We start from the raw sequence: 22,957 nt of genomic DNA, 5'->3' as shown, positions 1-22,957 counted from the left end.
TGGCGGAGCGCGAAGGGAACTGCGCGATCCGCCCTGGCTGTCGGGGCCGGATATCCCGGCCCGTGTCTCGCCCGTCCCGCATGCGGCGGGGCGGGGCGATTAAAGGCGGAGGCCTGCTTACGCCGCCGCCCGAACGCTCGGATGAACGGTCAGAACACCACCTTGAAGCCCGCCGCTTCCAGTGCCTCGCGGCGCTTTTGCGACCAGGCGGCGGTCCAATCCTCGGGGTTCTCGGCCTCCAGTTCCTCCCAGGCAGCCTGCAGGATTCCCTGCCGCTCGATCAGCCGGTCGTTATGGGCCTGCGCCTCGTCGGTCCAGACACCGAGTTCCTTGAAATAGGCGATGGCCCCCTCGTGATAGGGGACAACCCAGGTGAAGTTCTGCTTGTCGATATTCCAGCCGCCGATCCCCGGCGCCTTGCCGTCATATTGCGGGAACAGCTCGACCATGGCCTTGGTCATGTTGTAGACCAGATCGGGATCCGCATCCGCCATGCTCACCAGCACCGGATAGGCATAGGTCGCCCCCTCAACGCCATCGGTGCCATCGATACCGGCACCGATGGTCGCCTTGTTCCGCGTATAGAAGGGCGCGATATCGGTCAGCCGCTTGAACGCCTCTTCATCCTCCGGATCCATCGCCGGCCAGAACAGGCCGCGCGGCCCCGCCGTCGCCTCATATGCCGGGCCGGTATTGGTCGAGCCGAACATCGCGTCCACCTCTCCCTCGATCAGCCCGGTCCAGGCGGCACCGTAGCCGCCGAACTCGACCTTGGTCACATCGTCCCAGGTCAGGCCCGCATAGGCCAGGTAGGCGTCCATGTTGACATTCAGCCCGGGCGCCCCGGCAATCCATGCCACGCGCTTGCCGCGCAGATCGTCATAGGTCTCGATCCCCGCATCCGCCGCCACGCCGACCGAAAGATTCACGTCGCCGCCGAAATTCGCCAGCAGGACGCGCAGGGGCTGCGGCCCCCAGTTCTTCTCGCCGAATTCGAACGCTCCCTCCTGCGCCATGAAACTGCCGCCGATCCCGGTTGCCGAGAACTCGACACGGCGCTGGCGCAGAGGCTGGGTGCGCGACACATCGTTCTTGCCGGGCAGGACCCGCAGGCTGGTGCCGGTGGCCTTCTGAAGCTCGCCGCCGATGGCGACGGCCTGGTTGAATCCCGCCGATCCGGTGTCATAGGCGGTCCAGGACATCTGCCTGGGCAATTCGATCTCCTGCGCGCCGGCCCCACCCGCCAGGAACAAGGCGATTCCGGCTGCGGCCCCTTTGAGAATATTCATCGATCTCCTCCCTGCGGATAACGGCTGCGCCGGAATCCTTGTCAAATCAGTATTGCGAATTATTGTTTCGCACAGCGAACGGATAATGTTTGGATACCTTCTGAGTCAAGTGATTCAGCATCCAAATCTGCAAAACATCGGTTCGCATTGCGAAATTTCTTGCATCGGTATCATCTTTGCCGAAGATTGGCTATGTGCTCACCAAGGCAAACAGGCATGATATTGAAAGATCGAATGACGCAGGAAACAGACCAACCGGAAGAGACGGAAACCGGCGACCGGCAATTCGTCAGCGCATTGGCGCGGGGACTGGACATCCTCGGCTGCTTCCGCACCGATGACCGTTTCCTGTCCAATCACGAGATTTCGCGCCGGACCGGGCTTGCCAAGCCGACGGTCTCGCGCCTGACCTATACGCTGACCAGGACCGGCCACCTGCTGCGCGACGAGGGGAGCGGCGAATACCGGCTTGGCGCCAAGGTCCTGCAACTGGGCTTCGGCGTGCTCGCCGCGACCAGCATTTCCGACCGCGTCACCGCGGAACTGGGCGCGCTGTCGAAAGGGCCGAATCCCTATGTGACCGCGGCCTTGGCCGAGCGCAGCGGCATCCGCGCCGTCTACCTGGCGGTGCGGCGCTCGCATCAGGCGGTGTCGCTGTCCATCGGCGTGGGCGCGCGGCTGCCCCTGTTCTATTCCGGCATCGGGCGCGCCATCATCGCCGGGCTGTCCGAAGAGGAACGCGCCGAGCTGTTGGCCATGGGCATCCGCGAATTTCCCGAGCAGCAGGAACGGATGGCGCAAAGCATCCGCGACGCGGTCGGCGATTACGAAGCCCATGGCTATTGCACCAGCTTCGGAGCGTGGAAGCCCGAGATCAACGCCATCGCCGCCCCGTTGCGGTCGCTGGACGGCACGACGGTCTATGGCGTCAATGTCGGCGGGCCTTCTTTCCTGATCTCTCCCAAGGAACTGCACGAGGAATACGGCCCGGCCTTGCTGGAAACCGTCCGCAAGCTGGGCGGGATCCCGGCGGGCTGACAGGCCCCCGCAACCGCCAGATCAGAGCCAGCGCGCCTCCCATGTCCCGGATTCGACCAGGATCCGCGCCTGCTCGACCAGCATTTCGGCAAAACGCCTGACCAGCCGGTCATTCCCGGTGAGCCCGGGTGTCCACAGGACCACTGTCCGCCCCAGCTCGGGCGAGATGATCGGACGGGCCGCCAATTCGCCATTGGCCAGCATGTCGCGGACCGAGATGCGCGACAGGATCGTGTTGCCAACCCCCTGCTGGACGAAATTGAGCATCACCTGCACGATATCCACCTCGAGCACGACCTCGGGCGTGATCCCCTGCCCCGCCGCCGCCGCCTCGATCAGGCGGCGCAGGCCATGGGCCGGGCTCGGCAGGATCAGGGGTTGCTCGAAAGCTTCGGCGAATCCTATGGGTTGAGAGCCGGTCCGGCCGGATGCCGGGCAGACGAGATAGAGCTGCTCATAGACCAGCGCGCGCGCGTGATGGTCGCTCGACGGGCCGGTTTCATAGGTGATGCCCAGATCGATCGTGCCGCGCTGCAACCAGTCCCTGACATGACCGGTGAATCCCGACACGATACGCAGCCGGACTTGCGGGTATCGCGCGTTGAAATGCGCAATCAGCGGTTCTGCCAGCAGTTCCGCCACCGAGGGTGGCAGGCCCAGGGTCAGGGTGCCGCGCAACTCGTCCTCGTTGCCCGGAACATCGCGCAGGATGCTGTCGGCATCGGCCAGGAGCTGCTCGGCACGGGTCAGCAGCAATTCGCCCTGCTCGGTCGGCTCGACTCCGCGGCCATGACGGCGCAGCAGCGCAACCCCAAACTCGTCTTCGAGCGCCTGCACCTGCCGGCTGAGCGCGGGCTGGGCGATATTCAACCGCTCGGCCGCGGCGGTAATGCTGCGCATCTGGCAGATTCGGATGAAATTGCGAAGCTGGCGAAGTTCCATGATGCCGGTATTCTATCGCTGATAGATCTCCAATGCATTTGAAATATGGTCGCGATATGACGAAGATGCCGAAAAGATGTTCAGCTTTTTCGCGGCTCATCCGGGATGTGGTTCATCTGCAGGAGGGTAAGACAGCGCAGCAGCCGGAAGGTAATGCAGATGGGATCGGTCATTCATAAAGATATATCGAACAATAGGCCGATAGTATTGGAAATCATATCCTGAAATATGGCCTTCTTCCGCAAAGCCCGCGATACCGGAAAGCCTTCATGCCCAGGGGAAAGTCACCAGAGCAGCCCCGGCATGAAGACCTTCGGATTTTCGAACGGATGCCGACATGGCATGCCGCATCGCAATACCGATCCGAGGAGGAGAATAATCGGCGAGGTTCCCGGGGTGATCGCGGCAAGACATCGCAAGACGCGACACGCCATGACAACAATAATGGGAGGAATATCATGATACTACGCTCTATACTGACGACAACGGTCCTGGGTCTCGGCACGCTGGCCGCTTCGGCACAGGAATTGCCCAAGACGATGATCTGGACGGCCTATGATGTCGGCTCGGCGGGATATGCCGAAGCCTCGGCCATCGCGGATGCCTTCGGCAAGCAATTCGGCACCAAGGTCCGCATCCAGCCCTCGGGCACCGCCATCGGACGATTGCAGCCGGTCCTGCAGGGCCGGGCCGATTACGGTTTCCTGGCCACCGAGTCGTTCTTCGTCGCCGAGGGAGATTTCGATTTCGCCACGCCGGAATGGGGGCCGCAGAACCTGCGGGCGGTCGCCGGGCGGCCTGCCTCTTTCGCCATGGTGACGGCGGCGGATGCGGGGATCGAGGAGATCGCCGACGCCAAGGGCAAGCGCGCCGCTTCGTGGTCGGCAATCCCTCGGTCAATCTCAAATGCGAGGCGATCCTGGCCTTTGGCGGGCTGACCACCGACGATGTCGAGGTGGTGATGTTCCCCACCTATGCCGCCGCCATGTCCTCGATGACCAAGAACGAGGCCGATTTCACCTGCACCACGCCCACCACCAGCCAGCTTTACGAACTGGCTGAATCGCCGCGCGGCATCCGCTGGATTCCGCTGGAAGCGGAAAACCAGGAAGGCTGGGCCGCGCTGGACGGCGTCCTGCCGATCATGTCCCCGTTCGAAGAGGATATCGCCGCCGGGCTGGCAGAGGGCGAGAATGTGCAGATGGCAGCCTATCGCTATCCTGTGATCGCCACCACGGCCGAGAAATCCGCGGACGAGGTCTATGCCTTCATCAAGGCGCTGGACGAGACCTATGATCTCTACAAGGACGGCACCGCGACCATGATCCGGTGGGATCTGGCCCAGGCCGGGCTGCCGCCCGCCGATGTGCCTTTCCATGAAGGCGCGATCCGCTACCTGAAGGAGAAGGGCATCTGGACCGACGAGGCCGAGGCCTGGAACCAGAAACGCATCGCCCGGCTGGATGCGATGATCGCGGCATGGGAAGAGTTCCTGCCCGCCAACCAGGATCTGCCGGCCGAGGAATTCGCCGCGAAATGGAAAGAGAAGCAAGCCGAGGTCATTGCTTCGCTCGACTCGTAAGTCAAGCTGCTTGCCGGTCGGATCGTGCCTGCGGGTCCGGTCCGACGCTTTCCCTGTAAAGGATTTCCCGAGATGAGCCAGACCGATCCCATGTCCGGTGATCCCTCGCCATCACCTGCCGCAACCCCGCCTCGCCTTTCCGGCGCAGCGGGAATCGCGGTCCATATCCTTGGCGCTGCCGGTATCCTGCTGGCCATCAACCAAGTATTCCTGCTGAACCTGTTCGGTTTTCAACCGCTCGGGAATTCCTATCTCTACTACCTGATCGGCATCTTCCTCGCGATCGCCTTTCTCAGTCTGCCCGCCCGGTCATCACAATCCACCCGGGTGCAATGGTTCGACTGGATTCTCTCGGCCATCGCGCTGAGTGCCTGCGGCTTTCTTGGCCTGCATGGCATGGACATCATCCAGAAGGGCTGGGAATTCTCTGCCCCGCTATCGATAAACATCGCCGCCGGAGCGGTCCTGATCGCCACGCTGGAAGGCGTACGGCGCGGGGGCGGGCCGTTGCTGCTGGGAACGGCATTGCTGTTCGGCGCCTATCCGCTATTCGCCGATTACATGCCGGGATTCCTCTGGGGCACCTCGTTCTCGCTGCCCGAGACGATCCGCGTCCATGTCCTGGGTGTCGAGAGCATCATCGGCATCCCGATGCAGGTCGTGGCCGAACTGGTCGTCGGCTTCGTCATCTTCGGGTCGGTGCTGACGGCGACCAAGGGGGCCGATTTCTTCATGGACCTGGCCTCGGCCCTGCTGGGGCGCAGCCGGGGCGGACCGGCCAAGGTCGCGGTCCTGGGCAGCGGTATCCTGGGATCGCTGTCGGGCAGCGTGATCTCGAACATCCTGACCAGCGGGCCGTTCTCGATCCCGACGATGAAACGGGTGGGCTACCCCCCGACCTATGCCGCCGCCATCGAAAGCTGCGCCTCGACCGGGGCCACGCTGATGCCGCCGGTCATGGGAACGGTCGCCTTCATCATGGCATCCTTTCTCGGCGTGCCCTATTCGCAGGTCGTTGCCGCCGCCTTCCTGCCTGCCCTGTTGTTCTATATCGCGCTACTGTTCCAGGTCGACATGTTCGCCGCGCGCAAGGGGCTCAAGGGCCTGCCCGCCTCGGAAATCCCGCCGCTGCGGGGCGTGCTGCTGCGCGGCTGGCCCTATCTTCTCTGCCTTGCCGTCCTGATCTATGTGCTGATGGTATTGCGGCTCGAGACCTATTCGCCCTATGCGGCCTCGGTCGTCCTGCTGCTCGCCACCGCCCTGCGCAAGGAGACCCGCCTGAACTGGGAGCGGGCAAAGCGGCTGCTGACCGACACCGCCTGCAATATCGCGGCACTGGTGGCGATCCTGGCCGGGATAGGGCTGGTCGTGGGCGGGCTGTCCTATACCGGCGTCGCCGGCGCCTTCTCGCGCGAATTGCTGCTCTATGCCGGAGGCAACGTGCCATTGATGCTGATCGCGGGCGCGGTCACCAGCTTCGTGCTGGGCATGGGAATGACCGTCAGCGCCTGCTATATCTTCCTGTCGATCCTGCTTGCCCCCGCGCTGATCGAAGCTGGCCTGAACCCCTTGGCAAGCCATCTGTTCATCCTCTACTGGGGAATGCTATCCTATATCACCCCACCGGTGGCACTGGCCTCGATCACGGCGGCCAGCATCGCCGGATCGAACCCGATGCGGACCGGGATCTATTCGATGCGCTTGGGCGGGGCGCTGTTCCTGCTGCCCTTCATCTTCGTCTACGATACCGGGCTGGTCTTTGCCGGATCGCTGCCCGATATCGCCACCTCCTTCCTGATCGCCGCCCTGGCGCTATGGGCGCTGACCTCGGCGATGGAAGGCTATCTCTACGGGATCGGCCCGGCGGGTCCGGTCAGCCGCGTGCTGATGGGCGCGGCCGGACTGATGGCCATCGTGCCGGAATTCTATTCGGACCTTGCCGGGCTGGGGCTGATCCTGGGCGTCTACGGGGCGAACCTGATTTTCCTGCGCAATGAAAAGAGGACTTCTTCATGATCGACAAACGGATCGGCGATCTGGCCACGGCCGTCGCGCCGATATTCGATGGCGCCGTGGTGATGGTCGGAGGCTTCGGCAATTCCGGTATCCCGGCCGGATTGCTGACCGCCCTGCTGGATCAGGGCGCGCGCGAGCTGACCATCATCTCGAACAATGCCGGGGCGGGCGAGGACGGCATCTCGTCGCTGCTGCGCGAAGGCAGGGTCCGCAAGGTCATCTGCTCCTACCCGCGCAGCCCCGGCTCGATCTGGTTCGAGCGGCGCTACGAGGCGGGCGAGATCGAGCTCGAGATCGTCCCGCAAGGGACGCTGGCCGAACGCATCCGCGCCGCAGGGGCGGGGTTGGGCGGTTTCCTCACCCCGACCGCCTATGGAACGCTGCTTGCCGAAGGGAAGGAAACGCGGGAAATCGACGGCGTGGGCTATGTGTTCGAGAAACCCCTGGCGGCGGATTTCGCGCTGATCCGGGCCGAGGCCGGAGATCGTTGGGGCAATCTGCGCTATCACGTGACGGCGCGGAACTCAATCCGGTGATGGCCACCGCCGCGAGCCACAGCATCGCCGAGGTCCGGCACCTGTCCGGCGAAGCCCTGGACCCCGAGGCGGTCATCACGCCCGGCATCTTCGTCGACAGCATCGTTGAATACGGGGTAAGACCATGAAGAAACTTGATGAAAACGCCATGGCGGCGCGTCTTGCGCAGGACATCCCCGATGGGGCCTATGTCAATCTCGGGATCGGGCTACCCAACAAGGTGGCGCATTTCGTCCCCGAGGGGCGCGAGGTGATGTATCATACCGAGAACGGTTTGCTGGGCGTCGGCGGCGCGCCTGCTGCGGGCGAGGAGGATCCCGAACTCATCGATGCGAGCAAGAACCTCGTTACCATGCTTCCCGGCGCGGCGCTGTTCGACCATCCGCTGGCCTTCTCGATGATGCGCGGCAACCATCTCGGCATCGCGGTGCTGGGCGCCTACCAGGTCGCCGAGAACGGCGATCTGGCGAATTGGGCGACGCTGGAGCAAAGCTTCCCTCCCGCGGTCGGCGGCGCGATGGATCTGGTCGCGGGTGTTCCGCAAATATTCGTCCTGATGCGCCACACCGCCCGGGACGGCTCCCCCAAGCTGTTGAAACAATGCAGCTACCCGCTGACCGGAGCAGGCGTCGTGACCCGCGTCTATACCGATCTCTGCGTCCTCGAAGTCACGCCCGAGGGCTTCCGGCTGGTCGAACTCGCCCCCGGAAACAGCCTCGAAGAAGTGCAGGCGGTGACCGAGGCGCGCATCCTCGCATAGCTCCATGGGCATTGCACAGCGGGGCGCAGCCCCGCACAGGCAAGGCAAGGTCCCTGCTGTTGCCCCATGCCTCGCGCCCTTCTTCTTCACGCAAATATCCCGCGGGGGGTCCGGGGGGCGCGAAGCCCCCCGGCCATCGCGGGACGCAGGACGCAACCACGCCTCATCCGGGCCGATCCATGACGGCTCAGAGCAGCCCGAAATGCACCGCCAGCGACATGCCGCAATTCCACAGCAACAACAGCCCGATGCTGTAGGGCCAGTTCCAGCGGATGCCGACACTCACCGGCGACTGCCCGATCAGCGCACCGGCATAGGCGACGGTGGTGATGAAGGGTGAAAAGCACATCACCGCCGCCCAGGTTCCCATCAGCGTCAGGGCCGCCGCCGGGGTGGCGAGCCCGGCGATACCCAGCTGCGAGACAAGGCTGCCCAGGACCGAGGCCGAGATGATCGGGTTGATGCCGATGCAGCCGCTCAGGAACATCGTCAGGCTGATCGCCCAGACTGCTGCCACCGGCGTCATGCCAAGATCGCCCGTCAGCACCCGGATATCCTCGACCGGCAGGACCGAGATCACCAGGACCGAGAGCAAGCCACCGGAGGCGAAGACGCCAAGCTCGGATGTCGCGGCGCCGAAACTGCGCAGGCTGTCCCGGATCATGCGGCCCGTGGCGGGTATCGCGCCCCCTGTCGCCCGCCACCCCGTCCGGGCCATCCACAGCAGGGCATAGCTTGGCAGCACCAGCAGCAGGGCCTGCTGGAAACTGACCGGCGCAAGGCTGCTGAGCGCGATCACGGCCCCGCCCAGCACACCCAGATGGGCCAGCAGCAGGCCGACCGCCCCCCTGTCGGCGGGATCGGGCGAGGCGGTTCCCCGCGGCAGGTTGCGCCCTTTCGGGGCCAGCCTGCGATCCAGGAGCCAGCCATAGCCGGCAACAACAAAGGACAACGCGAAGCCGACCGGCCCGACATCCAGGTAATCCAGATCCGGCATCGACAGCAGCAGCGAATTCACCGAGAAGGCCAGCGGCGACCACAGCGCTACAAGGCCGAATCCGCGCGTCACGGCCAGGGTCATCCGGCGCAGTTTCAGCCGCTGCAGATCGGGCGGCAGATGCGCCGATCCCCTGCCCATGGCCCGCGCCGCCATGTCCAGCAGGATCGCCATTCCGCCAAGATTGATCAGCATGCCAAAGACATGACCGCCGAAATTCAGCGCCAGGTAGCGCCGCCCGGGCGGCTGCGCGGTGATATAGCGCCCTGCCCGCTCGATCTCGGGCGCGGCCGAAGCGGCAACGCGCAGCATCCCCAGCAGGGCCAGCAGCGAAGCAAGGAAGCAGGCGCGTTCGAAGGCATGAATGAAGCTTTCCAGCGGCACATCGCGCAGCACGGCCAGGACCAGCATCACCAGCGACAGGGTTATCGGAATCGCGCTGATCAGCGTCAGCCGCCGCCATGACAGCAGGAAATACGCGACCAGCGCCGCGCCGCCGATCAGCCCAAGCAGAGGGCGCGGAGCAAAGATCTCGATCAGCGAAACGGCAATGACAAGGCAGATGCAGCCCCGTGCCGCCAAGGCGGAAACACTCCGCTGCGACGGTTCCGCAGTTACCGACACGAGACCTTTTCCGCGCCCCGGCTCACATCGGATCCCATGCGAAGACATCGCCGCTGACATCTACCGGCTGGAAACCGGCGCGAAAGGCGGGCAAGGCGCGCTCGGCGATCATTTCGGGCGTCCAGCCGCCATCGGCATGGGCGCTGCGGACCGGGCGGGGCTGGTTGAACAGGAACAGTTCGTTCAGCCGGGCGGCAAAGATCTGGCCCGTCACCTCGCGCGCGGCCTCGGACGCCAGGAAGACCGCCAGCGGGGCGTTGGTCTCGGGTGTCATGCGTTGCAGCTTTTCGACCCGCGCCTTTTCCTCGGGCGTATTGGCGGGGATCGAGCTGGTCATCCGGCTCCATGCGAAAGGCGCGATGCAGTTCGAGCGGACATTATAGCGTTTCATGTCCAGAGCGATGGATTTCGACAGCGCCGCGATGCCCAGCTTGGCCGCCGAGTAATTGGCCTGCCCGACATTGCCGATCAGCCCCGAGGTCGAGGTCATATGCACGAAGGCACCGCCATGCTGTTCGCGGAACAGCGGCGCGGCGGCGCGGCTGACATAGAAGCTGCCGTTCAGGTGCACGTCGATGACGGATTTCCAATCCGCCGGGTCCATCTTGTGAAAGATCGCGTCGCGCAGGATACCGGCATTGTTCACCACCGCGTCGAGACGACCGAAACTGTCCATCGCGCATTGCACGATCTTTTGCGCGCTGTCCCAATCGGCGACGCTGTCAGTGTTGATCGCGGCTTCGCCCCCGGCGGCCTCGATCATCGCCCTGGTTTCCTCGGCCGGGCTGGCCGAGCCGCCCTCGCCGCCCAGTGAGACGCCGATATCGTTGATGACGATCTTGGCACCCGCGCGGGCCATTTCCACGGCTATGGCCCGGCCGATGCCGCCCCCCGCCCCGGTCACGATTGCCACCTTGTCCTTCAGCCCCAGGTCGATTGTCATCTTTTCCTCCTTCAGCGCATGGTTTCGCTCAGGCCCAGCACTTGCTTGGCCACGATATTCTTCTGGATCTCGGATGAGCCGCCATAGATCGAATGAGGCCGCGCCTGGATGAAGGCACTGGCCGGGTAGAGACTGCGATCATCCTGCAGCGGGTCGAGCAGCGCGGCATGCTCACCGGCGATCCCGATCATCCGGTCGGTGATCTTCTGATACAGGGCCGAGAGGTTGATCTTGAGCATCGACACATCGGGGCCAAGGCTTTCTCCGCGCCGGACCTGATCGGCGAAGGTCGTGTAGAGGGATTTGTGATCCTCCAGTTCCATCCGCAATTCGTTCAGCATTACCCGGATGGCGGGATCGTCCTGGCGGCCCAGATGACGGATCAGCCGCGTCAGGTGATCCAGCGCGCCGGTGGCCTGAAACGGTGAGCCAAGGAAGATGCGCTCGAAGCCGAGCAGGTTCTTGGCGATGGTCCAGCCCTGGTTGACCTCTCCGACGATCGAGTCGGCGGGGATGCGGACATCGCGGAAGAACACCTCGCAGAATTCGTCATGGCGGTCGAGATTGAGGATCGGGCGGATCTCGATCCCCTTTGTGGTGACCGGCATGATGAAAAAGCTGATGCCCTTCTGCTTTGGCGCCTGCATGTCGGTGCGGGCAAGGACGAAAATCCAGTCGCCGTCCAGGCCGAGCGTCGTCCAGATCTTCTGGCCGTTGATCACCCATTCATCGCCCTCGCGCATGGCACTGGTGCGCAGCGCCGCGAGATCCGAGCCCGCATCGGGTTCCGAATAGCCCTGGCACCAGATGATCTCGCCCGACAGGATCCGCGGCAGGTGATGGGCGCGTTGCGCCTCGGTGCCGTGGCGGATCAGCAGCGGGCCGACCATGGTAATGCCCTGATCGGGCAGCCGGGCAGCACCGTGACGTTCCATCTCCTCGATCAGGATCAAATGCTTGGCGGGGGACAGGCCCATGCCGCCATGTTCACGCGGCCAGTTCGGGGCAAGCCAGCCCTGCCGGGACAGCGCGTCATACCATGGCCGCCCCTCGGCAATATGCAGGCGGCGTTGCGGGTTGCGCAGATGCGGCGGGTAATTGGCCTCGATCCAGCGCCGGACGGTGGCGCGGAAATCCAGGTCTGGCAGCGGGTTCAGGTCCTGGTGCGGTTCGGGCTCGATGGCGGGCAGCGGCGCGGGATCCTGACGAAGCGCGATACGACCTTCGGCGATGTCATCTCCGGTCAGTTCGGCATGGCGTGCGCGGTGCCAATCGGGCGACCCGTAGCGATTGCCGATCGTCAGCGCCTTGCGCAGGAACAGGCCGATATCGGCCTCGTCGGTATAACCTATCGCGCCGTGCAACTGGATCGCCTGACGCGTGACCAGCATCGCGGCATCCGCGGCCCGCGCCTTGAGCCGCGACACCGCAGCCGCCACGTTTCGCCCGTCATCCATCGCCACGCAGGCATCACGCAGGACCGCGCGGGTGATCTCGATCTGCAGCTTCAGATCAACGGTGCGGTGCTGCAGCACCTGGAAACTGCCGATGGGGCGACCGAATTGCCGCCGCGTCTTCAGGTAATCCAGCGTGATTTCGAAGCTGCGCTCCATCGCGCCCAGCAGATAAGCCGAAACCGCAAGCGCCGCTGCCTCCAGTGCCGGGCCGGGCGATCCGGGAACCGGTGTCGCGGGACTGTCCCGGAACCGCAGTACCGCCAGATGCCCGCCATCCTGAGTCGGCCTGCTGTCGACCTGCACATCGGATCTCGCCACGAGGAACATGCCCTCACCGGTCGTCACCAGCAAACGGTCGGCGGCCTCGGCCATCGGCACGAAAAGCTTTTCGCCGTTCAGGCGATTGCCCCCCTCGACCTGCACGCCCCCTGCCGGATCCAGCCCATCGGGGACAGAGGCCCATGCCGGCAGGATGATCTCGTCCCCTGTCAGCACCGCTGGCGGGGTCACCGCGCCCATCATGTCGATGGCAAGCTGCGCCTCGATAAGGGGTTCGGGCAGCAGGGCTGCGCCTGCCTCGCAGGCAAGCGCGGCATATTCGAGCGCGCCGAGCCCCGCGCCGCCCGCATCCTCGGGCAGGCGCAACCCGAGCCAGCCCATTTCCGCGATCCTCGACCAGGTGGCGCGGTCGATCCCCGGCTGCGTGAAGCGCAGACCCCGCAACCGCGAGAAATCGCCCTGCCGGGGGGCGATCCCCGCCGCGCTGTCGATCAGCATGCGGATCTGGTCCTGCCGTTCTTCATCCTCGATCTGTGCCGCAAGACTCATCCGGGCATCTCCTCAGCTAACGAATATGCAGCGGCCATTGCCGATGGCGATCACGTCGCGTTCGACCACGCGGGTCCGGAAAGAGCCGTCCTTCCAGATCTCGGTCCGCAATGTCTCGCCCGGAGTCACCGTCGCGGTAAAGCGCGCCTCCAGCCCCCGGAACCGCGCCGGATCATTGCTGCATAGCCCTTGCAAAAGCGCCTTGGCCGCCACGCCGAGCGAACAGAGCCCGTGCAGGATCGGCCGCTGGAATCCCGCCTGCGCGGCGATTTCCGGGTCAAGATGCAGCCGGTTGTCATCGCCGTTCCAGCGATACCAGAGCGCCTGCTCGGGCCGGGTCGGGCTGTCGATCACGATATCCGGTTCCGTCTCGGGCAGGTGATGGGTGGGTTTGGCCGGGCTGTTCGGGCCGCCGAAACCGCCATCGCCGCGCAGGAAGGTAGTGCTGGTCGTGGTCGCCAGAAGCCTGCCGGTCGCCGTGTCGCGCAGCTCCTTTTCGGAATACATCAGCGCGCCGCGCCCCTCGCCCTTGTCGATCAGCCCGGTCACACGGGTCTTGCCGGTGACACTGCCCGATGGCGGCAGGGGTTCATGGATGGTGATGCCCTGCTCGCCATGCACCACCTTGACGGCATCGACCCCGGTGCGCGGATCGACCAGCCAGAAACCGGGATGGCCCAGCACCAGCGGCATGGTCGGAAAGGGCGGGATCTCGGGCAGTCCCCCGGCAAAGCGCAATTGCTCAGGGTCCATCGGATCCTGCCCCAACCCGATCGACAGCGCGTAAAAGGCGCAGTCGCGGGGGCCATAATCCTGACGGATCTCGGGGATGTCAAAATTCAGCAGATGCTGGGGATCAATCGGCATGAGCGGGTTCCTCCTCTTGCAATTCGATCACCGCGTCCAGCGCCACGGCGCCCTGCCCCGCTGGCAAGGCCATGACCGGGTTGAGATCGACCGAGAGCAGGCGCGGACCGGCTCCGGCTGCGAAATGCGACAGGCGAGAGAGCGTGCGGGCCAGCGCGTCCAGATCGGCCGGGGGGCGGCCACGCGCGCCGGTCAGGATCGTAGCGCCGCGGATCGACAGGATCATCTCGCGCGCGGTTTCCTGATCGAAGGGGCATTGGCGCAGGGCGATGTCGCGCAGGATCTCGACAAAGATCCCGCCCAGCCCGAAAGCGGCGATGGGGCCGAAAGAAGGATCGCGGCTGATGCCCATGAAGCACTCGACCCCGCCGCTGACCTGCTGCGCCACCAGTATCCCGTTGATGCCTGCATCGGGGCGATGCTTGCGGGCGGCGGCAAGCAACTCGTCATGGACGGATGCGGCCTCATCCGCAGAGGTCACGTTCAGGCGAACCCCGCCGATATCGGATTTATGCAGGATGTCGGGCGAGACGATCTTCATCACCACGGGAAAGCCGATCCCGGTCGCGGCATCGCGCGCCTCTTCGGCGCTGTGGACCATCTTTTCAGGCGAAACCGCGATGCCCGCCTTGGCCAAGAGCGCCTTGGACTGGAACTCGTCGGGCGCGGTCGAAGGCAGGTGAATATCGGACCGGGCTTCCAACCGCGCGCCCCTTGCCGACAGGAGTTTGCCCACCCGCCCCATCGCAGCCAGCGCACGGGTCGCGCGGCTTGGATCCTCGAAGACCAGGAAGCCCGCCTTTTCATAGCGTTCGACGATCTCGGGCGGGGCGACCGCGCAGATGACGATCAGCCGGTCGGGGAATTCCTCGCGCAGGGGCAAGAGCGCCTCCAGAAGCCGGGGCGCCATGTCCGGGCTGCCCGCGACGGTGGTGGCAAAGCAGATCACCGAGCGGTAACCCCCCTTGTCGAGCGCGGCATGGATGAAGGCCCTGAACAGGTTCAGGTCGTTCAGCGCCTGCGCCGTGCAATCCACCGGGTTGGCGGGCGCGCAAAAGGGCAGAAGCGCGCGCAGTTCGGCCTGCGCCTCGGGCGGCATGGGCGGCATCGGCAGGCCCTGCTGCTCGGCCTCGTCGCTGGCAACGATCCCCGCCCCGCCCGAGACGGTGATCACGCCAAGGCTGTTATCGACGGGATAGATCCGCTTACGCGCCACATAGGCCAGGTCCAGCATCTGCTCGGTATCATTGACACGCATGGTCCCATGCGCGCGCAGAACCTCGTCCGCGACGGCATCGTCACCCGCCAGCGAGGCGGTATGAGAGGCGGCGGCGCGTCCCCCCACCTCGCTGCGCCCGCTTTTCAGGATGAACACGGGCTTGCCCGCCTGCCGCGCGGCATCAAGGGCCGCGAGCATCCGGCCCGGATCGGTGAAACCTTCCTGATAGGCGCAGATCACGTCGATGCGGTCGCTCTGGGCCATCCAGCCGATGGCATCGGCAACCGTGATATCGGCCTCGTTCCCGGTCGCGACCAGGACCGGCACACCGATCCCGCGCCTGCGCGCCACCGCCGCGACATGGGTGCCGAAAGCGCCGGACTGGCTGGCCATGCCGATCTTGCCCGGCAGCGGGTAGCCCAGATCCAGCGACGAGGTGAAACTGCCGAAATAGCCCAGATCCACATTCCAGCATCCAAGCGTATTCGGCCCCAACAGGCGCATGCCATGCTGCCGAACCAGCGTGACGAGACGCTCTTGCTCCCTGCGCCCATCCTCGCCCAGTTCCGCGAAACCGGCAGTGAACATCGTGACCGTCTTGCATCCGCGCTGGCCCAGGGCATCGACGGCATCCAGGGCGGCATGGGCGGGAACCGCGACGATGGCGGCATCCGGCGCCTCGGGCAAGGCGGCAATATCGGGATAGCAGGTCAGGTCCTGCACGCGGTCGCGCTTGGGGTTCACCGGCAGGATGCGCCCGCGAAAGCCCCCTTGAAGCATGACCCGGATCGGTCTGCCACCTATGCGGGTCGGATCGGCGGAGGCGCCGATGATCGCGACAGAATCCGGTTCAAGAAGCCGCGACAAGCCACCGAAATCATATCGCATTTTCGGATCCAAGGAATGCCGTGACCTGGCTGGAGAGCGTGCCGCCATTGCCATGCAGCAAGGCGATATCGGCGCGCTCAAGCTGACGCTCGCCCGCCTGTCCCCGGATCTGCGCGACGGCCTCGGCGATCAGGAACATGCCATACATGCCGGGATGCACGCAGGACAGCCCGCCGCCATTGGTATTCACGGCCAGTTCCCCTCCCGGCGCGATCCGTCCGCCCTCGACGAAACGCCCGCCTTCGCCCTTTGGGCAGAAGCCGAGATCCTCCAGGAACAGGATCGTGTTGATGGTGAAGGCATCGTAAAGCATCAGCAGATCGACATCGCTGTGCCGCAAGCCCGCCATCTCGAACGCCCGGGGCCCGCTTTCAGAAGCCGCGGTCACGGTCAGGTCCGGCATCGCGACGATCGAGCGGTGCCAGTTCGCCCCCGCCGCGCCAAGGAAATAGGCGGGCTTTTGCGGGAAATCCTTTGCCCTGTCGGCGCTGACGAGGATGCAGGCCGCCGCGCCGTCGGTGACAAGGCAGCAATCCCCCTTGGTCAGCGGATCGGACACCATCCGGCTGGCCAGCACATCCTCGCGTGTCAGCGGGCCATGGGCAAAGGCCTCGGGGTTCAGGTTGGCCCATTGCCGCGCCGCCACCGCAACATCGGCCAGTTGTTCCCGGCTGGTGCCGTATTCATGCATATGCCGTGCCGCCGCCAGCGCATAGGCAGTGATCGGGTGACGCGGTCCATAGGGGGTCTCGTGCCATTGCGGCTCGGACATCGAGACCAGCCGCCCCCCGGCGGTGCGCTGGTTCGAGCCATAGCAGATCAGCGCCACCTCGCAGAGCCCGGCCTCGATGGCCAGCGAGGCCTGCAGAAGATGCATCTCGAAGCTGGAGCCGCCGATATTGGTGCCGTCGAAGAATTTCGGCTTCACCCCCAGATATTCGGCCACGCTCATGGTTGGAAAGGCATGTCCGCTGGTGGCCGCGAAAATGCCGTCGATATCCGAGAGCTTCAGACCCGCATCGCTCAGCGCGCCGAGCGTCGCCTGCCCCAGCAATTCGATGGCGGAATAGCCCGGAGCCTCGCCCATGCCCGCCGTAGCCATGCCGACAATCGCCGTGCGTCCCCTGATCGGATGAGCCATCACGCGTCCTCCCCGACCGGATCAAAGACCACGCGCGGCGTTTCCCCGGCCTCGATCCGAGCGCGCACGCGGGCGCCGATGGCGATGGTTTCAACCCCCGCCACGGTCGCCATCATTCGCGGTCCCTCGTCAAGATCGATCAGCGCGACGTTGTGATCGCCATCCCGCTTGCGATTGACGGTGATCGAATAGACCCGGCCCATGCCGCTGGCGGGAACCCATTCGAGATCAGCCTCGCCCGAACCCGGCACCATCACCCGCGGCCAGAACAGGTAAGTCCCGGTCGAACGCGATCTCTGGATCATGAATTTGCCGTCGGCCAGATAGGCCTCGAATGCCTTTTGCGGCCCGAGCGCGTCATGCGACATGCTCTCCTCCCCGGTTTATCTCGTCATGGGGATGATGTCCGCTGGCGGGCCATTGTTCAAATGCATGTTGATGATTTCAGCCATGCCGGATCGGCATTTCCTGTGGGCGGGGCTTTCGAGGCCCCGGCGCGAACAATCAGAACTGATCCGCCTGCCCGGTCACGAAGCGGATGAAATGCCGTGCCGTGTCGGTGAGGTTCTCATCCCTCCAGATCAGCGAGATCCGATGCTCGGCTGCCGCTTCCTCGATCTCGATATATCGCACATTGGCAAAGCTGCTTCTGGCCAGCGATTGCGGAACCAGCGAGATCCCCATCCCCTGACCGACCAGCGCCACCACGGTAAACCAGTGCTGGATCCGATAGCCGTCGAAAGGCCGGTTATCCGCCGCCTGCAAAAGCGTGGCGATCTTGTCATGGAAATGCGGGGCGAATTCGCGCGCGAAGATCAGCACCCGTTCGCCCGCCAGATCGGACACCCGTATCCGGCTGCGCCCCGCCAGGGGGTGGTCACGCGGCACGCAGCACAGCATCCGTTCGGTGCCAAGCACATGTTCGGTGATCGTCTCAGGGAACGGCACGGAATGGACGAAGCCGAGATCGACTCGATGCGCAAGCAACGCCTCGACCTGCCGGGCGGTGTTCATCTCGTGCAGGCGCAACTCGATTTCGGGATAGGCGTCCTGCACCTCGCGCAATGTCTCGGCCAGCCGGCGAAACAGCATCGAGGGCACGAAGCCGATGGTGACCTTGCCGGCGACCTGCTTGGCCGCCTGCGCGGCCAGCGCCTCGGCCGCGTCAAGCTGGCCCAGGATGCGCCGGGCATGTTCGGCATAGACGGCCCCGGCGGGGGTAAGCCGCACCAGCCTATGCGAACGCTCCATCAGCGCGAAGCCAAGGGTCTCTTCAAGCTGCTTGAGACTGGCGCTCAGCGGCGGCTGCGAGATGTGCAGCTTTTGCGCCGCGCGCCCGAAATGCAGTTCTTCTGCGAGGACGAGGAAATAGCGCAATTGTCGAAAGGTGATGGCCATGGCATTCAATCATTCGGAAACATGTATTGAATTATAGGTCGATAGTATTGGAAATCATATCCATGAATATGGCCTTCTCCTGCCGAACAGATCAGCCCGGAGAGCCCCATGCCCAAGGAAATCCATCAGAACATCCCCGACAGTTCCGGCATGAACGCCTTTCGCGCCGATCCCGCGATGGCCGATCTGCTGCGCATCTACCTGCCGCCCGATATGGCCTCGCTGGCGCAGGCTCAGGCGGACCGGATGGGCGCGCTGGTCGGCGAAAGGCTGGAAGAACTGGCGCTGAGCGCCGACAAGAACCCTCCGGTCCTGCATATCCGCGCCCGCAACGGTGCACCGGATGAGAGGATCGTCAAGCATCCGGCCTATGAGGAACTGGAACAGGTCGCCTTCGGAGATTTCGGGCTGGCGGCAATGTCGCATCGGGCCGGGGTGTTCGGCGCGGACAGCAAGCTGCCGCCCCTGGTGAAATACGCGCTGGTCTATCTGTTCGTGCAGGCCGAGTTCGGGCTGTGCTGCCCGCTGTCGATGACCGACTCGCTGACCCGCACCTTGCTGCGCTTCGGCTCGGACGAGCTGATCTCGCGCTATGTCGAGCGTCTGACCAGCCAGGACATGGATCAGCTTTTCCAGGGCGCGATGTTCATGACCGAACAGGTGGCGGGCTCGGATGTGGGGGCGATCGACACCGAGGCGCGGCAGGTCGATGGCGAATGGCGGCTTTACGGCGACAAGTGGTTCTGTTCCAATCCCGATGCCGCGCTGGCGATGGTTCTGGCCCGGCCCGAGGGCGGGGCGGCGGGCACGCGCGGGTTGTCGCTGTTCCTGCTGCCGCGCGAGTTACCCGACGGGCAGCGCAACGCCTATCGTATCCTGCGCCTCAAGGACAAGCTGGGCACGCGGTCGATGGCCAGCGGCGAGATCGCGCTGGAGGGTGCCACGGCCTATATGGTCGGCGATCCGGGACAGGGCTTCCGGCAGATGACCGACATGATCAACATGTCACGGCTGGCCAATGGCGTGCGCTCGGCCGGATTGATGCGGCGCTCGACAGGCGAGGCCTTGTTCATCGCCCGCAACCGCACCGCCTTCGGCAAGCGCCTGATCGAACTGCCACTGATGCGCCGCCAGCTTGCCAAGATGCTGGTCACCGCCGAACAGGGCCGCGCGATGGTGTTCCACACCGCCCGGGTGCTGGAGGCTTCCGACAAGGGCGATGCCGCCATGGCCAGGGTGCTGCGGATCCTGACCCCGCTGATCAAGTTCCGGACCTGCCGCGATGCCCGCAAGCTGGCCGGGGATGCGATGGAGGTGCGGGGCGGCTGCGGCTATATCGAGGAATGGTCCGATGCGCGGGTGCTGCGCGATGCCCATCTGGGATCGATATGGGAAGGCACCAGCAATATCGTCGCGCTGGACGTGGCCCGAGCGGCGCGGCGCGAGGATGCACTGACGGCGCTTGCCGCCTATATCGGGGGTCTGAACCGGGAAACAGAGGCGGTTCTGGGTCCCCTGCCCGGTTTTGGCGAGGCATTTCACCGCGCTACGGATCTGCTGCAAGGCGTTGCGGGTGATCCCGCCCGCGAGATCGAGACCCGGCAGGCGGCAAGCGCAGTCTACAATGCCGTTTCGGCCTGCATCATGGCATGGGAAAGCGCCCGGCTGACATCGCTTGGCGCGGCGGGCGCCCCGGATCGCCTGCATCTGGCGCAGGCCGTGCTGCGCCACAAGCTGAACCCGCGCGACCCGCTGGCTGCGCCGGAAGGCGAGGACGATCTGGTGCTGGACATGCTCGACGCCGAACCGGGTGAGGATATTTTCGAAGAGGTCACGCGGTGACAGTCAGGTCACCGGAATTGCGGCGGCACCCATTCGCGCCTCCTTCCGGGTGGAGGTCCGGCTATGCCTGCACCCAACCCATCTTCTACGTCCCGCGCGGCTTGGCACGCGTGGTCGGCGCGGCCTCGGTCGGATCCTCCGGCCATGGGTGGCGAGGATAGCGGCCACGCATATCCTTGCGGACATCATCATAGGAGGACGCCCAGAAACCGGGCAGGTCCGTCGTCACCTGCACCGGCTTCCCCCCCGGCGACAAGAGCGAGATGCGCAGCGGGCGTCCGCCCACCACCGGATGACGGGTCACGCCGAAAAGCTCCTGCAGGCGCAGCTCGATCGAAGGCGTCTCGTGATCGTAATCGATCGGCACCTTGCGCCCGAGCGGGGTGGTGAAATGCGCCGGTATCTCCGCGGCAAGGCGTTGCTGACCGTCCCAGCCTATCCGCGCCTTCAGGGGTTCGGTCAGATCCAGCGCGCGCAGATCGGCCAGCGTCCTGCACCGCCCCAGCCATGGCAGCAGCCAATCACCATCGGCCAGCAGGCCGACATCATCCACCGGCCCCAGCCTCTCGACCAGCGCGATGCGGGCGCGCAGGCGGGCGGCGGCGGACGTCCATGGCAAGCCGTCCTGCCGCAAGCCTTCCAATGCCGCGCGCGCCACGGCGTCCTCCGGCGCGTCCTTCCAGATCCGGTCCGACAGCACCAACGCCCCGAACCGCTCTTGCCGACGGGCCAATACGCGGGCCTCGCGCCGGGACCATTCGCAGATCGCCACCCCTTGGATCTGTTCACCATAGAGCGCCCGCAATTCGGCCTCGTCCAGCGCGGCGGCCATACGGATCCGCGCCTCGCGCTGATCGCCGTCCAGATCGACCGCCACGATCAGGTGTTGCCCGGCAAGGGTATCGCCCTCGTCCAGCGCCGCCCCCTTGCCCCCCGACAGCACGAAACGCGGCGCCTCGCCCTTGCGGCGCAGTCCTATCCGGTCGGGATAGGCGAATGCCGCCATCGCCCCCGGTGTCATCGGCGCGGCCTCGGGAACCAGTTTCCGAAGCCTGCGCGACTCCTCGCGGATGCGCTGCAGGGCGGGGCGGTTCAGATCATGGGGATAGCGGTCGGCAAATGCCCTGGGATCGCGGATCGCCGCCAGGCGCAGCGCCAGGTCCGAGGGCGCGCCGCGCAGAGGATCGCGATCCGACAAAAGCGCCGCCAGATCCGCCGCTCCGCGTCCGGCACGCAGCAGCATATGCGCCAGCCTCGGATGCAGGGGCAGCCGGGCCAGCGCCTTGCCGTGGCCGGTAATCCGCCCTGCCCGATCCAGCGCCCCGAGTTCCGTCAGCAATGTCTGCGCCTCGGTCAAGGCCGCTTCGGGCGGCGGCGTCAGAAAGGCCAGATCGGCAGGTTCCGCCCCCCAAGCGGCCAGTTCCAAGGCCAGCCCGGCCAGATCGGCAACCATGATCTCGGGCGGGGCGAAAGCGGGCAGCGCGCCCTCCTCGGCCCGCGCCCACATGCGATAGCAGATACCCGGCGCCACACGCCCCGCGCGCCCCCGGCGCTGGTCCGTCTCGGCGCGGCTGACACGCTCGGTCACCAACCGGGACATGCCGCTGCCGGGATCGAAACGCGCACGCCGCGCCCGGCCGGCATCCACGACCACCCGCACCTCGGGGATGGTCAGCGAGGTTTCGGCAATCGCCGTCGCCAGCACGATTCGCCGCCTGTCCCCCGGTGGGGCAAGCGCCGCCCGCTGCGCCCTGGCGTCCAGCGCCCCGTAAAGCGGCAGCACCTCGCAACCCGTTGCCCCCAGCATGCCGGACACACGCCGGATCTCTCCCTCTCCCGGCAGGAAGGCGAGGACCGTGCCGCCGGTCTCGCGCGTCTCCTCCTCGGCCCGCAGGATCAGCCGCACCGCCTCGTCGGCCAGCCGCGCACGGGCAGGCAGGGGCCGCTCCAGCCATCGGGTTTCGACCTCGAAGGCCCGCCCCTCGGATCGCAGCACCGGCGCATTGTCCAATAGTGCCGCGACGGGTTCCGCCTCCAGCGTGGCCGACATCACCAGCACCGCCAGATCCTCGCGCAGCGCGCCCCGCGCCTCCCAGACCAGCGCAAGGCCCAGATCGGCATTCAGGCTGCGTTCGTGGAATTCATCGAAGATCACGCAGCCGATGCCCTCCAGCGAGGGGTCCGACTGGATCATCCGGGTCAGGATTCCCTCGGTGACGACCTCGATCCGGCTGCCCGGCACCGCTTCACCCCGGATACGATAGCCGACCTGACCGCCGGGTTCTTCTCCCAATCCCGAGGCCAGCCGTTCCGCCGCCGCCCGTGCAGCCAGCCGCCGTGGCTCCAGCATCACGATCTTGCCAGGGGTCTGATCCATCAGGGCCAGTGGCACCCGCGTCGTCTTGCCCGCCCCCGGCGCGCGACCAGCACCGCCCGGCCATGCGCTGACATCGTGTCGCGCAGGGCGGGAATGGCATCGTCTATGGGCAACTTTTCAAGCATTTGCGGCGTTATGACAGAAGCGCGAATGACGCGAAAGACGGCCGTGACCTATGCAAAGCCGCATGGCCGACATATCTTCCGGTGAAAC

The 22,957-nt window shown here is 65.4% G+C and carries 18 protein-coding genes and 1 pseudogene; 8 read left to right on the top strand and 11 right to left on the bottom strand.

The genetic code is table 11. The annotated features are described in order from the left end of the window. Positions 1 to 149: 149 nt before the first annotated feature. On the bottom strand, positions 150 to 1,289 hold the full coding sequence (locus A7A09_RS12955) for a TAXI family TRAP transporter solute-binding subunit (RefSeq protein WP_106691785.1): 1,140 nt from the start codon (positions 1,287 to 1,289) through the stop codon (positions 150 to 152). 234 nt (positions 1,290 to 1,523) lie between these two features. On the opposite strand from A7A09_RS12955, the gene A7A09_RS12950 reads away from it, so the two are divergent. After that, positions 1,524 to 2,327, top strand: coding sequence for an IclR family transcriptional regulator (locus A7A09_RS12950; protein ID WP_106691784.1), 804 nt, complete (start codon positions 1,524 to 1,526; stop codon positions 2,325 to 2,327). Between the two features lie 21 nt (positions 2,328 to 2,348). Here A7A09_RS12950 and A7A09_RS12945 read toward each other — a convergent pair whose 3' ends face one another. Further along, the gene (locus tag A7A09_RS12945) at positions 2,349 to 3,269 is read right to left on the bottom strand and encodes a LysR family transcriptional regulator (protein ID WP_106691783.1); all 921 of its coding nucleotides are present in this window, start codon (positions 3,267 to 3,269) and stop codon (positions 2,349 to 2,351) included. Between the two features lie 458 nt (positions 3,270 to 3,727). On the opposite strand from A7A09_RS12945, the gene A7A09_RS21535 reads away from it, so the two are divergent. The 6 genes from A7A09_RS21535 (at position 3,728) to A7A09_RS12925 (ending at position 8,163) form a co-directional block, all read left to right on the top strand. Next, positions 3,728 to 4,207, top strand: a complete 480-nt coding sequence (locus A7A09_RS21535; protein WP_245999327.1) for a TAXI family TRAP transporter solute-binding subunit — start codon at positions 3,728 to 3,730, stop codon at positions 4,205 to 4,207. Further along, positions 4,147 to 4,851, top strand: coding sequence for a TAXI family TRAP transporter solute-binding subunit (locus tag A7A09_RS21530; RefSeq protein ID WP_245999326.1), 705 nt, complete (start codon positions 4,147 to 4,149; stop codon positions 4,849 to 4,851). Before A7A09_RS21535 ends, A7A09_RS21530 begins: the two co-directional genes overlap by 61 nt. Positions 4,852 to 4,923: 72 nt before the next feature. Continuing rightward, complete coding sequence (locus A7A09_RS12935) at positions 4,924 to 6,867, top strand: TRAP transporter permease (protein WP_106691782.1); 1,944 nt, start codon at positions 4,924 to 4,926, stop codon at positions 6,865 to 6,867. Then, complete coding sequence (locus A7A09_RS12930; RefSeq protein WP_436277799.1) at positions 6,864 to 7,403, top strand: 3-oxoacid CoA-transferase subunit A; 540 nt, start codon at positions 6,864 to 6,866, stop codon at positions 7,401 to 7,403. Before A7A09_RS12935 ends, A7A09_RS12930 begins: the two co-directional genes overlap by 4 nt. Then, on the top strand, positions 7,403 to 7,531 hold the full coding sequence (locus A7A09_RS22235) for a hypothetical protein (RefSeq protein ID WP_436277798.1): 129 nt from the start codon (positions 7,403 to 7,405) through the stop codon (positions 7,529 to 7,531). The genes A7A09_RS12930 and A7A09_RS22235 overlap by 1 nt, the downstream gene beginning before the upstream one ends. Then, complete coding sequence (locus A7A09_RS12925; RefSeq protein ID WP_106691781.1) at positions 7,528 to 8,163, top strand: 3-oxoacid CoA-transferase subunit B; 636 nt, start codon at positions 7,528 to 7,530, stop codon at positions 8,161 to 8,163. The genes A7A09_RS22235 and A7A09_RS12925 overlap by 4 nt, the downstream gene beginning before the upstream one ends. A 187-nt stretch (positions 8,164 to 8,350) precedes the next feature. Here A7A09_RS12925 and A7A09_RS12920 read toward each other — a convergent pair whose 3' ends face one another. From A7A09_RS12920 to A7A09_RS12885, 8 genes are all read right to left on the bottom strand, one after another. Continuing rightward, on the bottom strand, positions 8,351 to 9,784 hold the full coding sequence (locus A7A09_RS12920; RefSeq protein WP_148043660.1) for a hypothetical protein: 1,434 nt from the start codon (positions 9,782 to 9,784) through the stop codon (positions 8,351 to 8,353). 22 nt (positions 9,785 to 9,806) lie between these two features. Then, positions 9,807 to 10,727: an SDR family NAD(P)-dependent oxidoreductase gene (locus A7A09_RS12915; RefSeq protein ID WP_106691779.1), complete on the bottom strand. Its 921-nt coding sequence runs from the start codon at positions 10,725 to 10,727 to the stop codon at positions 9,807 to 9,809. An 11-nt stretch (positions 10,728 to 10,738) separates the two neighbouring features. After that, on the bottom strand, positions 10,739 to 13,012 hold the full coding sequence (locus A7A09_RS12910) for an acyl-CoA dehydrogenase family protein (RefSeq protein ID WP_106691778.1): 2,274 nt from the start codon (positions 13,010 to 13,012) through the stop codon (positions 10,739 to 10,741). 12 nt (positions 13,013 to 13,024) lie between these two features. Further along, positions 13,025 to 13,879 (bottom strand): MaoC/PaaZ C-terminal domain-containing protein, encoded by an 855-nt coding sequence (locus tag A7A09_RS12905; protein ID WP_106691777.1) that lies wholly within the window; start codon positions 13,877 to 13,879, stop codon positions 13,025 to 13,027. Further along, on the bottom strand, positions 13,869 to 15,986 hold the full coding sequence (locus tag A7A09_RS12900) for an acetate--CoA ligase family protein (protein ID WP_106691776.1): 2,118 nt from the start codon (positions 15,984 to 15,986) through the stop codon (positions 13,869 to 13,871). Before A7A09_RS12900 ends, A7A09_RS12905 begins: the two co-directional genes overlap by 11 nt. Further along, the gene (locus A7A09_RS12895) at positions 15,976 to 17,127 is read right to left on the bottom strand and encodes a thiolase family protein (RefSeq protein WP_106691775.1); all 1,152 of its coding nucleotides are present in this window, start codon (positions 17,125 to 17,127) and stop codon (positions 15,976 to 15,978) included. The genes A7A09_RS12900 and A7A09_RS12895 overlap by 11 nt, the downstream gene beginning before the upstream one ends. Continuing rightward, positions 17,127 to 17,495 (bottom strand): Zn-ribbon domain-containing OB-fold protein, encoded by a 369-nt coding sequence (locus A7A09_RS12890; protein WP_106691774.1) that lies wholly within the window; start codon positions 17,493 to 17,495, stop codon positions 17,127 to 17,129. The genes A7A09_RS12895 and A7A09_RS12890 overlap by 1 nt, the downstream gene beginning before the upstream one ends. A 136-nt stretch (positions 17,496 to 17,631) precedes the next feature. After that, positions 17,632 to 18,525: a LysR family transcriptional regulator gene (locus tag A7A09_RS12885; RefSeq protein WP_106691773.1), complete on the bottom strand. Its 894-nt coding sequence runs from the start codon at positions 18,523 to 18,525 to the stop codon at positions 17,632 to 17,634. A gap of 108 nt (positions 18,526 to 18,633) precedes the next feature. On the opposite strand from A7A09_RS12885, the gene A7A09_RS12880 reads away from it, so the two are divergent. Then, positions 18,634 to 20,367 (top strand): acyl-CoA dehydrogenase family protein, encoded by a 1,734-nt coding sequence (locus A7A09_RS12880; RefSeq protein WP_106691772.1) that lies wholly within the window; start codon positions 18,634 to 18,636, stop codon positions 20,365 to 20,367. An 85-nt stretch (positions 20,368 to 20,452) separates the two neighbouring features. Here A7A09_RS12880 and hrpB read toward each other — a convergent pair. Further along, positions 20,453 to 22,869, bottom strand: a pseudogene (hrpB, locus tag A7A09_RS12875) (ATP-dependent helicase HrpB). Positions 22,870 to 22,957 lie beyond the last annotated feature (88 nt).

The sequence above is a fragment of the Paracoccus methylarcula genome (genome assembly GCF_003007735.2).
Classification (GTDB): domain Bacteria; phylum Pseudomonadota; class Alphaproteobacteria; order Rhodobacterales; family Rhodobacteraceae; genus Paracoccus; species Paracoccus methylarcula.
This window is presented reverse-complemented; position numbering and strand designations above follow the sequence as displayed.

What these genes read in the sequence shown, in the direction of transcription:
- A7A09_RS12900 (WP_106691776.1), bottom strand. Translation starts at nt 15,986, where the DNA reads ATGCGATATGATTTCGGTGGCTTGTCGCGGCTTCTTGAACCGGATTCT.
- A7A09_RS12910 (WP_106691778.1), bottom strand. Translation starts at nt 13,012, where the DNA reads ATGAGTCTTGCGGCACAGATCGAGGATGAAGAACGGCAGGACCAGATC.
- A7A09_RS12885 (WP_106691773.1), bottom strand. Translation starts at nt 18,525, where the DNA reads ATGGCCATCACCTTTCGACAATTGCGCTATTTCCTCGTCCTCGCAGAA.
- A7A09_RS12955 (WP_106691785.1), bottom strand. Translation starts at nt 1,289, where the DNA reads ATGAATATTCTCAAAGGGGCCGCAGCCGGAATCGCCTTGTTCCTGGCG.
- A7A09_RS12905 (WP_106691777.1), bottom strand. Translation starts at nt 13,879, where the DNA reads ATGCCGATTGATCCCCAGCATCTGCTGAATTTTGACATCCCCGAGATC.
- A7A09_RS12925 (WP_106691781.1), top strand. Translation starts at nt 7,528, where the DNA reads ATGAAGAAACTTGATGAAAACGCCATGGCGGCGCGTCTTGCGCAGGAC.
- A7A09_RS12915 (WP_106691779.1), bottom strand. Translation starts at nt 10,727, where the DNA reads ATGACAATCGACCTGGGGCTGAAGGACAAGGTGGCAATCGTGACCGGG.
- A7A09_RS12890 (WP_106691774.1), bottom strand. Translation starts at nt 17,495, where the DNA reads ATGTCGCATGACGCGCTCGGGCCGCAAAAGGCATTCGAGGCCTATCTG.
- A7A09_RS12950 (WP_106691784.1), top strand. Translation starts at nt 1,524, where the DNA reads ATGACGCAGGAAACAGACCAACCGGAAGAGACGGAAACCGGCGACCGG.
- A7A09_RS12895 (WP_106691775.1), bottom strand. Translation starts at nt 17,127, where the DNA reads ATGGCTCATCCGATCAGGGGACGCACGGCGATTGTCGGCATGGCTACG.
- A7A09_RS22235 (WP_436277798.1), top strand. Translation starts at nt 7,403, where the DNA reads ATGGCCACCGCCGCGAGCCACAGCATCGCCGAGGTCCGGCACCTGTCC.
- A7A09_RS12935 (WP_106691782.1), top strand. Translation starts at nt 4,924, where the DNA reads ATGAGCCAGACCGATCCCATGTCCGGTGATCCCTCGCCATCACCTGCC.
- A7A09_RS21535 (WP_245999327.1), top strand. Translation starts at nt 3,728, where the DNA reads ATGATACTACGCTCTATACTGACGACAACGGTCCTGGGTCTCGGCACG.
- A7A09_RS12880 (WP_106691772.1), top strand. Translation starts at nt 18,634, where the DNA reads ATGCCCAAGGAAATCCATCAGAACATCCCCGACAGTTCCGGCATGAAC.
- A7A09_RS12945 (WP_106691783.1), bottom strand. Translation starts at nt 3,269, where the DNA reads ATGGAACTTCGCCAGCTTCGCAATTTCATCCGAATCTGCCAGATGCGC.
- A7A09_RS12930 (WP_436277799.1), top strand. Translation starts at nt 6,864, where the DNA reads ATGATCGACAAACGGATCGGCGATCTGGCCACGGCCGTCGCGCCGATA.